The sequence below is a fragment of the Bacillus sp. KH172YL63 genome (genome assembly GCF_011398925.1).
Classification (GTDB): domain Bacteria; phylum Bacillota; class Bacilli; order Bacillales; family Bacillaceae_B; genus Rossellomorea.
Genome location: NZ_AP022842.1, coordinates 1,155,237 through 1,168,552, shown reverse-complemented (window position 1 = coordinate 1,168,552; position 13,316 = coordinate 1,155,237). Strand labels below are relative to the sequence as shown.

The following is a 13,316-nucleotide window of genomic DNA, read 5'->3' as shown; positions in this document are numbered from 1 at the left end:
CCTACATACAAAAAACACCGGAAGCTCCCATGCCTCCGCCAACACATAATGACGCGATGCCTTTTTTCAACTTACGCCTCTTCATTTCATGCACCAATGAAACGACGAGGCGCGCACCTGTGCATCCGACCGGATGGCCGATGCTGATGCCGCTCCCATTGACATTGACTTTATCCCGGTCGAGACCGAGCTCTTTTTCCACGGCCAAATATTGAGCGGCAAACGCTTCATTGATCTCAAATAAATCTATTTCATCCAATGACCAATTTTCAATCGTATGCAGCCCTTTTTGAATGGCCGGTACAGGACCGATCCCCATCAATTTCGGATCGACGCCTGCAACCGAGTAGCCGACGATTCTCCCGAGCGGCTCCAGTCCCCGTCTTGCAGCTTCTTCTTCACTCATCAAGATCAGGGCGGCACCGCCGTCATTCAGGCTTGAGGAATTACCGGCAGTGACCGATCCTCCATCACGGAAAGCAGGCTTCAACTTCTCCAGCTTTTCAACCTGCAAACCGGGACGGGGGCTTTCATCCTGACCGATCACTTTTTCACCTTTTCGTTCCTTTACACTCACGGGCACGATTTGCGAATCGAAGTATCCATTCTCCATCGCAGTCACTGCCCGTTGATGGCTCAAGGCGGCGTATTCATCTTGTTCTTCACGGGAAATCGAGTGGGTTTCTGCCAGATTCTCCGCCGTTTCCCCCATCATGATGCCATGGATCGGGTCTTCTAGTACCTCCCACACCGAATCCTTGATTTCACTGTGCTGCAGTCTTTTTCCAAAGCGATGCTCCTTCAGGATATAGGGACTTGAGCTCATTGCCTCCACGCCGCCTGCAAGGACAATATCCGACATGCCCATTTGGATCTGCATCGCCGCAGACATGATGGCCTGCATCCCGCTTGCACATTGCCGCTGAATCGTGTAGCCAGTCGTCGTATCTTCAAACCCTGCCAGCAATGCGGCAGTTCTTGCGGTATTCGGCTGGTCCGTCCGCTGGATGCAGTGCCCGAGTATCACCTCATCGATATCCCCTGCCGATAATCCACTGTCTCTTGCCGCCTCTTTCATCACCGGTACGATCAAATCCGTCGGCAGCAGCTCTTTGAAAGCGCCTCCAAAAGCACCCACAGGCGTACGAAAAGCCGATGTAATCACTACATTTCTCATTTTCTCACTTTCCTTCCCCATTCAAGTTACATCATGATGGCCCCATCAACATGAAGAACAGTCCCATTCACATAGTCGCTGTCATCAGATGCCAAATATAAGTATGCTTTTGCAATATCATCCGGTTTCCCGAGCCTTCCAAGCGGGATCATCGCTTTCATCTGAGCGACGACCTTTTCAGGTATGTCTGCCACCATGCCCGTTTCGATAAAACCAGGGGCGACTGCGTTGACATTGATCCCCTTGCGGCCCAATTCCTTTGCCCATGTTTTTGTCATGCCCACTACCGCCGCTTTGCTTGCGGCATAATTCGTCTGCCCGACATTTCCGTGGATCCCGCTGACCGAAGAGGTATTGATGATTTTCCCTTTCCCCTGTTGAATCAAGTGTGGAAGCACCGCCTGGGTACAATTGAACACCCCCGTCACATTCACGTCCATCACTTTCTGAAAATCTTCCGGCGAAAGCTTATGTAGCATTCCGTCCCTCGTGATCCCTGCATTATTGATCAAGATATCAATTCTGCCGAAATGTTCTTTCACGTCATTCATAAAAGAATCAACAGACGCCCGGTCGGCCACATTCCCCTGAAAAAAGGCTGCTCTCCCCTGTGCAAGTTCATCCAGGCTCCGCACCCTTTCTTCCCCTGCTTCCCGATCAAAGTCCACAAGTGCAATAGAGCACCCTTCCTTTACAAACATTTCCGCAGCCGCATATCCGATGCCATTGGCAGCCCCGGTTATCAACGCGACTTTTCCATCTAGTCTCATCCCTGTTCCTCCTTTGTCTATATCTCAAGTCATCACCGGAAAACGGTGAATACCCCCAATCAATCATTCTACAAATATAGCGCTTTCTCCTGTGTAAACGACAATATTTACTAAATCCCTGCATAAAAAAATCGGCTTCCACCAGTCAAGCTTTGAAACGATCATGTTACTCACCAGCATTTTCCTATATAATGAATCTACTAAATGTACATGATATTGGAGGATTCATCCTTGAATAGATTCCAGCAATTCCAGCGCACCATCATCAAACATTACTTGTTGGGCAGCTTTATCGCAGTCTTCGGCGTCGGATCTGTGTTTATTTTCCAAACGCTTTCCCTTAAGCAGTCTGAGTTCCTTGCCATGGGGCTCATTCTCTTTCTCTCGATCCTTACGATGTTCGGTTGTGAATTCTTTGTGTACCAAAGGCATATTGACCCGATCAAGCAGGTTTATAAGCAGGACGGTGCACCTGAGCTCGCTATCCTCCTATCAGCCTACCGGCAAACCGAGAGATTTCCACTGTTGACTGTGAAACGGATCATGCTGCCTCATTTTCTCGGACTTGCGGTTCCGTCCACGCTGATGACAGTGGCATTCATAAACGGAGGCGTCCTTCACATCCCATACACCTACATCATTTATGCGTGGTGCGGGGCGTTTTTAGTGGCGATTCTCCATGCGTTAATCGAATTTTTCTTAACATTCAGGGCGTGCCAGGACCTTCAGGGAGACCTAATACGTACAACCATTGCTGTTTACGGTGTCGACCCTTCCCAACAGTCCACCCTGTTCATCAGCTTAAAGCGAAAAATCCTGGCCGCTTCCCTGTTTCTCGCCCTGTTTCCGATCCTGCTTTTTTCACTGGCCACCCAGATCCGTCTGTCAATTGCTGACTCGGCTCTTCTTGTAGACTATTGGAAATGGGCGGGGGCTCTTCTTCTCATCATCACCGTTCTTGCTTTTTACGGGGCACTCCTCATTTTCAAAAGTATAGAAGCACCGGTGAAAGAATTGGTAGATCGGTTCGGGAAAGTGGAAAAAGGTGAGATGACTGCCGTCGTGAATACATACAGTGACGAGTTTTCCCATCTTTTCTCCGGTTTCAATCATATGGTGGGGGCCATCAACCTCCGTGACCGGAAGAACCAGCAGCTCCTGGACCAGTTTTTTGCAGTCGTTGCAGGGACACTCGACGCGAGAGACCCCTATACGGCAGGGCACAGTAAACGTGTCGCCGAATATTCCGTCCTGATCGCAAGGGAATGCAGCTGGCCGGTGACGGACATCGACCTACTCAAGAAGTCTGCCCTCCTTCACGACATCGGCAAAATCGGCATACGGGACGATGTACTATTAAAAGAAGGGAAACTGACAGACGAAGAGTTCGATCAGATCAAACGTCACCCGGTCATAGGCGAGGATATCGTCAAAGGGGTCCAATTGACCGAAGACCTTCTCCCGATTCTGCCCGGCATCAAGCATCATCATGAACGGATCGACGGCCGGGGATACCCTGATGGTTTGAAGGGAGAAATAATCCCTGTGTTCGGACGGTTGATTGCTGTCGCAGATGCCTTTGACGCCATGACTTCAGACCGACCGTACCGGAAAGGGATGGCTGATGAGAAAGCTTTCTCCATCTTGATGGAAGGAAAAGGGACACAGTGGGACCCTGCATTTGTCGATGCTTTCCTCAGGGCGAAAGCCGGTCCTGACAGGCAGAAAGAATGAATTCCGTTTCTTTAGCAAGGCAAAAAAATCCGAACGATCATTCGCATCCTAAAAGGGACGCAAAATCGTTCGGATTTTTTTATAAATGATATGATGTTCCCAACAAAAAAAGATACAGCTCAAGCCGTATCCATCTTATGATCACTTTCTGAACTGCATATCCCACTCATTGATCGGCCAGTAGCGGAGGTCCACTTTTCCGACGATCTGCTCCCTGTCGATAAATCCAAAGTAACGGCTATCCATGCTTCCACGGCGATTGTCACCAAGTACGAAGATCTTGCCTTTCGGGACCGTTTGTTCACCGGTGATTTCCTTCAGCGTGAAATCCCCTGTCAGCTTGCTGCCGATATACTCCTGTTTGAATTTATCAAGATAGGCTTCCGGGTAATAGTCCCCGTTGATATAGAGCTTATCGTCTTTATACACGACTTTGTCCCCGGGCAGCCCGATGATGCGCTTCACATAATCTTCATTTTCGTTCGCATGGAACACCACTACATCAAAGCGGTCCAATTCCCCGATATGATAACCGATTTTATTTACAACGAGTTTATTTCCATCCTGGAGCGTCGGCATCATGGATTCGCCTTCGACCACATAGTTGGAAAAGAGGAAGGTTCGAATGATGATGAAGATGATTAATCCTATTCCCAAGGCTTTGATCCATTCAAGTCCTTCCCTTTTTACCTCTTCTCTCAATTTGATTCCTCCTGCTTTTTCCGTTCGATTCGTTGATCCCATTCCATCTTTTTGTTCAAATGTATTTCAATTCGTTTTCCTACAAACCATAACACGAATATAATGGCAACCACAATGACTGTACGCATCGGTTGTTTCACTAAAGATATAATATCATAACCGATAAAACTTATGGTGAAGATCATCACCATTTTCCCGGTAATAACCGCCAGCATGTACTGTGCGATGCTGATGGATGACAATCCGGCAACAACGTTCACGACTGCGGACGGAGTAAACGGAAAGCACAATAAAATGAACAACGGCCCAAACCCGTGCCTGTCTACCCATTTCGTCAGCCTGCTCACCTGCCTGTTCTTTCTCAAAAAACGAAAGACCCGTGTCTCACCGTATCTCCTCACAAGCAAGAAAACAATCAGCGCCCCAAGCGTAGCACCGATCCATGAAAACAGAAATCCCCACCACAGCCCGAAGGCATTGGCATTCGCCGTCACGAAAACAACGAGGGGAAGAAACGGCAGGAATGCTTCCAAAAGCGGAAGCAGGATTCCAGGAATCGGCCCAAACGAGCGGTACTGCTGAATCAGATCCATCATATTTTCCAATGTAAACCAATCTTTTATCCTATTGATATCCATATTATATGTTTCCCCTTAAACGACCATGAACAGTTACGCCCATTTCATTATTACGTTACTTCCTTTATTCATCATATCACACAAGAAGCGGATTTCCATATCATGAACTTCTGCGTCGTTTTATTAATACAAGTTTGCCTAAATTGGGGGAATGTAAACGTTTGGGTGGGGATTTTTCGGGAGAAGGAGAGCCTTGTTCTGTCCTTTGCAGCATCGAATGGTAAGTCTGGGTGACAGGACCCGGTTTCTGGGGGAATTTGCCCGGTGCGGGGCAGCGGTTTCGATTTTGGCCGGTGTTGGGTCTCTTTATAGGGGGACTGGCTGGTTTCATGATGTTTATGACCGTGTTTGAGGCAGAACTTAGCGGATTCGAACCGGATATTAGCGGGGGTTATCGGATTATGAGGGACTTCTGTTGGGATATTATCTACTATCTGATTTTATTATCGACTTTACCCCGGATATTATCGACTTTCCTATTTTATTATCGACTTCTCCCCGGATATTATCAACTTCACAATTTCATGCCCCACTCCATCCACGTATAGTCAACTTCCCAATTTCATGACCGCCCCCCTCCCCATATGCTCGACTCCCTAATCATTGCCCCCAAAACAAAAAGCTGCCACCCAACCGGGATGACAGCTCTCCTATTCACAGATGGGCGTCAAACCAATCCACAATTTCCTGTAACCTGGCTTCCCGTAAAGAAGGCTTCCCGGTTCTTGAGAGGTTATGGTTCGATTCGGGAAAACGGACGAATCTCGCTTCTTTTCCTTGCCGTTTCATGGCGATGAACAGCTGTTCAGCCTGTTCGATCGGACAGCGGTAATCCTTTTCGCTGTGAAGGATCAACAGTGGCGTTTCGATTCCACCTACATAGGCGAGCGGTGAATGCTTCCACAACGTTTCAACGTCACCAAGATTACTTTGGATCTGCCATTCTGAAAAGTAGTATCCGATGTCACTGACTCCGTAAAAGCTGATCCAATTGGAAATGGAGCGCTGTGTGACTGCCGCTTTAAACCGGTCGGTATGGGCGATGATCCAGTTGGTCATGAATCCCCCGTAGCTGCCCCCGGTTACACCAAGCCGGGTTTCATCAATGAATGGAAATGCGTCCAGTCCGTAGTCGACAGCAAGCATGATGTCTTCGTAATCCCCTCCGCCATAGTCACCCCGGACGGCATTTACAAACTCCTGGCCATAGCCGTGGCTGCCCCGGGGATTGACGAAGAGAACGGCATATCCTTTGTCAGCAAGCACCTGGAACTCATGAAAGAAGGTGTTGCCGTACATCGTATGGGGACCACCATGGATTTCGACGATCAGTGGATATTTCTTTCCTTCTTCATACCCTGCCGGCTTCATGATCCAGCCCTGCACGAGCGTGCCGCCTGCCCCGGGATACATAAATGATTCGGGAGCGGAAATATGCCGGTCCGAGAGCCACTCACCGTTTAAGTTGGTGACTTTGGTCAGTTCGCCTGTCGGGACATGGAGCGTGTATAACTCACCGGGCTCGGACGGTTTGCTCATGGCGAGGAGGATCCTTTGACGGTCTGAATCAAGGTCGAACCCGTACACATGCTGTTCTTCCTGTAACAGTGCCGGATAAATCGCCCCATCGATGTGGGCGTAGTAGAGGACCGTATTGCCGGCATCCGATGCGATAAAGTATAAGCTTTCATTATCCTTCGACCAGCGAATCCCCGTCTCCGATGAACCTTGAATACTGTCGCTGTTGAGATAATCCCCTGCCGGAACGTCCATTCCCTCAGTCAGGCAAACAGAATATCCTGTCGCAATCTCATGGAGCCATACTTTACGAAGAGTCGCATTCTCAAACTCCCGGTCATGCCCGATATAAGCCAGCCGCTTTCCATCCGGTGACCAGCTCGCTTCACCGAAGTATCCTCCCCCCTCATTGATCTGGCGGACCTCTTCTGTGCCGAGGTTCAACACGTACAAATCGGAACGGAAGGAGAAATCCTTCTCTTCCTGCTGATCGGTCGAAAGGGCGAGATATTCACCATCAGGGGACCATGAATGAAGGGTGTAATCATGCTCGTCATCCGTGACCCTCCTCACGTCCCCGGTGGAGATATCCAGGATTGCAATCTGGGTACGGCGCTCATCATGGAAGCCCCGTTCATCACTTTTATACTTCATCGTTGTCGCAACAAACGGGACCGGTTTTTCCTCCCCTTCTTCCTTCCCGTCAACTGCGGCACCTTTTTTCAGGGAAATCGAAAAGGCGATCTTTTCACCACAGGGGGACCAGACCGGTTTAGAAACCCCGTTCGGAACATCGGTGATCTTCTGCGCCTCTCCCCCGTCACGGTGAATCAGGTAAAGTTGATTGGCACCCGTCCTGTTGGAGATGAAAATGACCTGCTTCCCATCAGGCGACCATCTCGGGGCAGATACTTTTTCACTCCCAAACGTCCATTGACGGATCGAATGGTCGTGAAGATTGATGCTGTGAAGCGTTGACCGATAATCGTCTTTTTCCCTGCACATGACCGTCTGGACGAAGACGGCGCTGTCTCCATCAGGGGAGAGCACCGGGTCTGATACGAAATTGAATTGATAGAGATCCTCGATCTTTATGCCTTTATTCATGTTAACGTCCCTTCCTTCCCGTTCTTTCCAGTAGTATTTCGACGTTTGAAATACCATTCCCTTTATGGATAAAAAAGTGGATTCATTTTCATAATAGAAACAAATTCAAATTCTACAACTTTCCCTATTGAAAGTAAATTGAATTCCACGTAAAATAAAAATACGAACATTTGTTCTATAAAAGTGAAAAGGGGGCTTTTCATATGACCAGAATTCCGGAAAACGAGCGGAATATTTTTGAGCAGGCGATTTATCTGCCCATGGTACTGACGATTCTAAACCGTGACCTGCAGATCGTCGACAACTGTCCATTTAAATTAAAAAGACCATATGTAGAAATGATCGAGGAAACGATGAAGGTGATACAAGGGGAACTCGCCCATGTAAAGAAACACATGAGGACGAATAAGATGAAGGTTGAGCGGATGCAGTCGGATGATGCTTTTACGATGTATATGTTCCTCTATAAGGGGTATGAAGAACATCATAACTACTTTAATCCCCGCTTAAGGAACCGGGTTGAGGATTTAATGCGCCATTATTTGTACCGCAGGTTCCTTGAAACAAAAGCCGATACAACTAAAGAAGCGTGATCATGGCTCACGCATCGGTTTTGTGGGCATGGCGATTAAAGTAAAATGTCTTCACATTGTTACTTTGGGCCTGAAGCTTCGTATGATACTTGCTCTCCATTTCCGAGACACGCTGGGTGTATGCGATGCGCAGGTCGGACGTGCGGAGCATCTGATTTTCAAAAGAACTGTAGGAAATCGGCACGATGCAGGACTCGTTATTGTGAAGAAAAACCTTGGTCGAACCATTTGTTGAGCGTTCGTATCCACGAACATGGGAGTGGGAAACCCAGGTGCAATCCTGTTTGACCGGAGAAGATGTTGGAAAGAGATAGATGAACATATCTGGATTGACCATGATGGGGGCTTTATAGATGATACCGGTTAGCTGTTTCGTGCCTTCTTTTCTTCCCTCATAAGAGCATCCAAAGAACTCACAGCTTTTCTTTATGATATCAAAGGGTTTAAATGGAGACACCAATACATCATCAACTTCTATGATTTTTGTAAATGTCCTGGCACCATATTCCATAGGCTGAAGGATCATCGTATGTGGATTCACTTCATATTCTTCTATAATTCGAGATTTTTCTCTCATTTCATCGCCTCCATTTACATTTTTCTCCAAAATAATACCATAAATCCCGACTTATGTCTCCTATATTTTTAAAAATTCTGAAATCATTCACACCCCAATAGCAACCTTTAAAAAATTTTCAGAATATTTAAATTTTAGGTTGAGTTTTCACTCCTTCCCCCATATACTAATAAAAAGAATTCAGAGGTGATCGTATATGGAAAACAAAAAGTCCTATACCGAATTGATGAAAGCTTCTGCGATGACCCGCAAAAAAGCCGCTGGAAGAAGCGTTATGGAGATCTACATTGATATGGTTGTCCATGAAAGCATCCTCAAGTCGCAGAAAGACAGACTTCTAACAGACATTGACGCCGCCCTGGATCAACATGATAAACCTCTATTCATGAAGCTGACCGAAGAATTGAAAACACTGAACGTAAGCTACGGTTCATAAAAAATAGCTGGCTCTCTTTGAGGGTCAGCTATCTCCTTTTATAATGGACGGGCCATTATCATCACCGGCAGGCGTCCGCTCATCTACAGTAAAATATTCCCGTATGCTTTCATCGTGAAATAGAAGGCTGCGACCGTAAATAAAAAAGCCGTCCAAAAAGAAATCGATTGATAAAACATTTTTTTCTTTTGCTTCATGAGGTACTGTCCCGGTCTGTAAAAATAACCGTCGCCATTGACATAGATGATGGTCAGCGTGACCAAAACCCCGATGATTAATGACCATTCCAGCATCGGTCTGCCCGTTTCAAGGTAACTCAAATACGGGATCCCCAATAATGCCAACATTGTAAAAGCAACTTTAATGAACAATTGTACTACCTTCTTGTGTAAGACACTTTCCATTCCCCATGCCCCCTTGAGTAGAATTCACAATATCCCTTATTTTACCACATTTAACATGAAAGTGTTCTGAATATTATAATTATCTCGAGATGTGCATGAGAATATTTTTCTCAGGAACCGATTCATAAAAAAGGACCCGCTTCCCTTTATATAAGGGATCAGGTCCTTCTTCTTTAGTCTTCCTGTTTTTCAACCTCATATTCTTCCAGCATAGACAGACGCTCAAGCATGGTCGGATGCCCGTAGCGGAAAATCTTCACTAAGAGGGGTGGATTCACTTGGGATAAGCCCACCTTCGACAGCTTCTGGAAGGACGAAATGGCTGCTTCTTTATCTCCGGTCATTTCAATGGCATATCGGTCCGCCCTTGTTTCCTGATAGCGGGAGATCCAATTGCTCAGAGGACTGACGGTGAACAACAGCATCGATGTGATCATGAGAAACAGCGGGAGCGAGCTCAGGCTCGACACGCTCGATACTTTGAGATCGTCCTTATGATTCGCGACGATCCCCCTCATCAACTTGGATGTCAGGAACAACCCGAAGAAGGACAGGATAAGATAAATGGCAATCCCGATATAGATGTGTTTTTCTACATAGTGGGCCATTTCATGGGCCATGACGAAGAGGATTTCTTTGTCTGTCATTTTCTCAAGGGTCGTATCCCAAAGGACGATCCTTGAATTCGACCCGACTCCGGTCACGTACGCGTTCAGGGAATTGGTCTTTTCCGACATGTCGACTTCGAAGACATGATCGGCCGGGATGTTCGCCCTCTCTGCAAGGGACAGGATCTCCTCTTCCAATACTTTATCTTTCAGTGGATAGAAGTCATTGTACAATGGATCGATCAAGACGGGCTGCACGAACATCATGAAGACCGTAAACGGTACAGACAATGCCCAGGCCGCAAGCCACCACCGCTGCTTGAACCGTTTCATCAAGCCATAAAGAACCGAGACGATGATGAACATGATCAGATAATTCACCCAGAAATCCGTGATTTCATCCTTCATCCACATCGAGAAGGTCTGAGTGGAAATATGGTAGCTCTTTGAGATCTTATAAGAGAGATATTGAAGCGGAAAGATGGCTGCAAAAGATGCAATCGATAGCCAGAATAAGTATATGGCCGTTTGCAGGAATCCGTTTTTCACCGTCCCCCTCGCCCACTTCTCAAACATGCGTGATGCACCAAGGATCAAAATCAATAAATAAAACAACCATTCATATGGAGTCGATAAAAAGAACAAGAGATTTTTGATTTTCGAAAAGTCCTCACTCAGCATAATTTCCTTTTCGTTCATAAATGTGGTTGGATCCGCACTGCTTCCTTTATACATATCAGGTAAAGTGGAATCCGCCAGGAAAAATAAATATACATACAAAAATAAGCCTAATAATATATAAGCCAGTATCGACCTGACTGCCCATTTTCTAGCCAATACGCTTCCCCCCTTCTTCTTCACTACTATATGTAATACCCTGTCCAACGTTTTAGAACCTAAACACCTTTTCACGTTGACCTGCTCTTTCTTACATTATAACTTCCACAATGAAAATATAAAAAAGAGGGTGGGACATATCTATGCACTCCTGCGGGGTCACATCTCCCCTGCTTTTCCCGAAGGAGTATCCGCTTTGCACGCCAATCAACAGCCGGAACCTGCTAAATACAGGCAAGGACTGATCGCATAAAAAAATCCGAACGAAGTAGATTTTTTACAAATCATTCGTTCAGACGTTTCATTGGCGGGCACCGTTTTATCCCAACCCCAAGTTACATGAAGAAAACCGAATACAGGGACAATACGGCAATCGACCCGATGACGACGAGGATGACGTTCGCTCCGAGAAAAGCGATGAGAAAAGCGGCAGCCGTCCCGACGAAGCCGAACAGGAGGTTTCCTTCCTGTATGAACAGGATGCTCGGGAAAATCAATGCACCCAGTACGGCAAATGGCACATTCCTCAGCACACCCTGAAGAAATGGAGGAAGTTCTTTTCCTTTAAACACAAGGAAGGGAAGCATCCTTGGAATATATGTGACCACCGCCATGCCAAGAATCATCCATACAATAGCGCTATTCATCTCTTCCTCCCCCTTTCTTCAGCCCAACTAGTTCCACTACGATTGCCGACACGATGGTGGCCGTCACAATCGACCATCCATTGGACAGATTCGTCGTATACAGGAGTACACTGTTCAGAGCCCCCGCTGTCACAGCCAATAATGTGACCTTTGCACTTTTTTTCATGGAAGGCACGAGCAGTCCGACAAACATGGCGTAAAGGGCGATCGTCATACTTGCCTGCAGGAATTCAGGAAGGATTTCCCCGATAAAATACCCGACCCCCGAATTCACGACCCAGCTACCGTATGAAATGAGCATGACGCCGAAGACAAACCCCGTTCTCACCCTGCCTTCTTTGACACTGATGACTGTAAAGGTTTCATCTGTGATGCCGAACGCAAAAAAGAGCTTCTTGAATAAACGGTCCTCATCGAGCTTTTCACTCAGGGAGGCAGACATGAGGAAATGGCGTATGTTGACGATGAACGTGGTGAGAATAATCTCTATGATTCCGGTTCCCACCGCGATCAGACTCAACGAAATATATTGGGCCGCACCTGCAAACACGAGCATGCTCATCAGGACCGTTTCCGCGACCGTCAGCCCTGTCGTACGGGCCAACAAACCAAAGGTTAATGCCACAGGCATATACCCAATGGCGATACTCAATCCGCCTTGAAGGCCAAGGCGAAAATCACTCACCTTTTTTCTTGAAAGAAGTGCTTCCATCGGCTCACATCCTTTATAATAGAAAATACATACGTTTTTTCACTTTTTTGATAATTTATTATATTATACATATAGACGTTATAGTATACAAGAGGGGGCATGAATATGGAACATTTCCCACTGCAGATTGGGGAGAATATCAGAAGGATCAGACGGGAACGGGGATTCAGCCTGGAACAGATGGCAGAGCGTACAGGCGTGAGCAAGGCGATGATCGGACAAATTGAACGGGGGGATTCAAATCCTACCGTTGCAATACTTTGGAAAATCGCCAATGGGTTAAAGGTGTCTTTTTCTTCCTTGATCGAAAAGCCGGCAAGCCAGGTCTCCATCATCCATTATGAAGATGTTCAACCAGTGCTCGAAGATGACGGACATTATATCGTCTATCCCATCTTCCCCTTCGATCCCCTGAAGAAATGGGAGAGCTACCGGGTTGAGCTGAAGCACGGCTGCGCCTACAAAAATGACGGACATACGAAGGGTGTGGAAGAATACATCACGGTGCTGTCAGGAAGCATCAGACTGAAGATAGGCGGGGAAACATATGACCTGACTGAGGGGAGCTCGATCCGTTTTGCCGCAGACTCGGGCCATGAATATACCAACGACACCGGGGAAATGGCTGTTTGTCAAATGGTCATTTATTATGGGGGAGAATAAACTAGAAACTGACCGGTGAAATCCGGGCGTTCATCCGACATTCTTCAAGGAATGGGGTGGCCGTCCGGTTTTTTTTCGTTCTGCTTCAGTACTCATTTTCTTTGCAACTTTCAATGTCAAGGAGAGCAGGAGAATAATACACTATTACATCATACAGTGAAACATTCTCCCGCCTAGTCGTGCGTGGAAGGAA

At 46.9% G+C, this 13,316-nt stretch carries 14 protein-coding genes; 4 read left to right on the top strand and 10 right to left on the bottom strand.

Features of this window, described 5'->3' with window-relative positions; translation table 11 throughout:
* Window position 1: 1 nt before the first annotated feature.
* Together KH172YL63_RS05845 and fabG are read right to left on the bottom strand one after the other, a co-directional pair.
* A complete protein-coding gene (locus KH172YL63_RS05845) occupies window positions 2-1,177 on the bottom strand; it encodes a thiolase family protein (RefSeq protein ID WP_173105220.1) in 1,176 nt (391 codons plus the stop codon).
* Window positions 1,178-1,203: 26 nt separating this feature from the next.
* Window positions 1,204-1,947, bottom strand: coding sequence for a 3-oxoacyl-ACP reductase FabG (gene fabG / locus KH172YL63_RS05840; RefSeq protein WP_173105219.1), 744 nt, complete (start codon window positions 1,945-1,947; stop codon window positions 1,204-1,206).
* A 231-nt stretch (window positions 1,948-2,178) separates the two neighbouring features.
* Here fabG and KH172YL63_RS05835 point away from each other — a divergent pair, with 231 nt between their 5' ends.
* On the top strand, window positions 2,179-3,681 hold the full coding sequence (locus KH172YL63_RS05835; RefSeq protein ID WP_173105218.1) for an HD-GYP domain-containing protein: 1,503 nt from the start codon (window positions 2,179-2,181) through the stop codon (window positions 3,679-3,681).
* Between the two features lie 141 nt (window positions 3,682-3,822).
* On the opposite strand, the gene lepB is transcribed toward KH172YL63_RS05835, so the two are convergent.
* The 3 genes from lepB to KH172YL63_RS05820 all read right to left on the bottom strand — a co-directional run bounded on the left by lepB (window position 3,823) and on the right by KH172YL63_RS05820 (window position 7,646).
* Window positions 3,823-4,383, bottom strand: a complete 561-nt coding sequence (gene lepB, locus KH172YL63_RS05830; RefSeq protein ID WP_232066132.1) for a signal peptidase I — start codon at window positions 4,381-4,383, stop codon at window positions 3,823-3,825.
* Window positions 4,380-5,021, bottom strand: a complete 642-nt coding sequence (locus KH172YL63_RS05825; protein WP_173105216.1) for a TVP38/TMEM64 family protein — start codon at window positions 5,019-5,021, stop codon at window positions 4,380-4,382. Before KH172YL63_RS05825 ends, lepB begins: the two co-directional genes overlap by 4 nt.
* Before the next feature lie 654 nt (window positions 5,022-5,675).
* Window positions 5,676-7,646, bottom strand: coding sequence for a S9 family peptidase (locus KH172YL63_RS05820; RefSeq protein WP_173105215.1), 1,971 nt, complete (start codon window positions 7,644-7,646; stop codon window positions 5,676-5,678).
* Between the two features lie 203 nt (window positions 7,647-7,849).
* Between KH172YL63_RS05820 and KH172YL63_RS05815 the strand changes: the two genes are divergently transcribed.
* Window positions 7,850-8,239, top strand: a complete 390-nt coding sequence (locus KH172YL63_RS05815) for a YhjD family protein (protein ID WP_173105214.1) — start codon at window positions 7,850-7,852, stop codon at window positions 8,237-8,239.
* 7 nt (window positions 8,240-8,246) lie between these two features.
* On the opposite strand, the gene KH172YL63_RS05810 is transcribed toward KH172YL63_RS05815, so the two are convergent.
* Window positions 8,247-8,816, bottom strand: a complete 570-nt coding sequence (locus KH172YL63_RS05810) for a competence protein ComK (protein ID WP_173105213.1) — start codon at window positions 8,814-8,816, stop codon at window positions 8,247-8,249.
* 196 nt (window positions 8,817-9,012) lie between these two features.
* Here KH172YL63_RS05810 and KH172YL63_RS05805 point away from each other — a divergent pair, with 196 nt between their 5' ends.
* Window positions 9,013-9,252: an IDEAL domain-containing protein gene (locus tag KH172YL63_RS05805; protein ID WP_173105212.1), complete on the top strand. Its 240-nt coding sequence runs from the start codon at window positions 9,013-9,015 to the stop codon at window positions 9,250-9,252.
* An 83-nt stretch (window positions 9,253-9,335) separates the two neighbouring features.
* Here KH172YL63_RS05805 and KH172YL63_RS05800 read toward each other — a convergent pair whose 3' ends face one another.
* The 4 genes from KH172YL63_RS05800 to KH172YL63_RS05785 form a co-directional block, all read right to left on the bottom strand.
* Window positions 9,336-9,656: a hypothetical protein gene (locus KH172YL63_RS05800; RefSeq protein ID WP_173105211.1), complete on the bottom strand. Its 321-nt coding sequence runs from the start codon at window positions 9,654-9,656 to the stop codon at window positions 9,336-9,338.
* 173 nt (window positions 9,657-9,829) lie between these two features.
* The gene (locus tag KH172YL63_RS05795; protein ID WP_173105210.1) at window positions 9,830-11,101 is read right to left on the bottom strand and encodes a M48 family metallopeptidase; all 1,272 of its coding nucleotides are present in this window, start codon (window positions 11,099-11,101) and stop codon (window positions 9,830-9,832) included.
* Window positions 11,102-11,436: 335 nt separating this feature from the next.
* The gene (locus KH172YL63_RS05790) at window positions 11,437-11,748 is read right to left on the bottom strand and encodes an AzlD domain-containing protein (RefSeq protein WP_173105209.1); all 312 of its coding nucleotides are present in this window, start codon (window positions 11,746-11,748) and stop codon (window positions 11,437-11,439) included.
* On the bottom strand, window positions 11,741-12,460 hold the full coding sequence (locus KH172YL63_RS05785; protein WP_173105208.1) for an AzlC family ABC transporter permease: 720 nt from the start codon (window positions 12,458-12,460) through the stop codon (window positions 11,741-11,743). Before KH172YL63_RS05785 ends, KH172YL63_RS05790 begins: the two co-directional genes overlap by 8 nt.
* Window positions 12,461-12,565: 105 nt before the next feature.
* Here KH172YL63_RS05785 and KH172YL63_RS05780 point away from each other — a divergent pair, with 105 nt between their 5' ends.
* Window positions 12,566-13,123, top strand: a complete 558-nt coding sequence (locus tag KH172YL63_RS05780; RefSeq protein ID WP_173105207.1) for a helix-turn-helix domain-containing protein — start codon at window positions 12,566-12,568, stop codon at window positions 13,121-13,123.
* The last annotated feature ends 193 nt before the right edge of the window (window positions 13,124-13,316 follow it).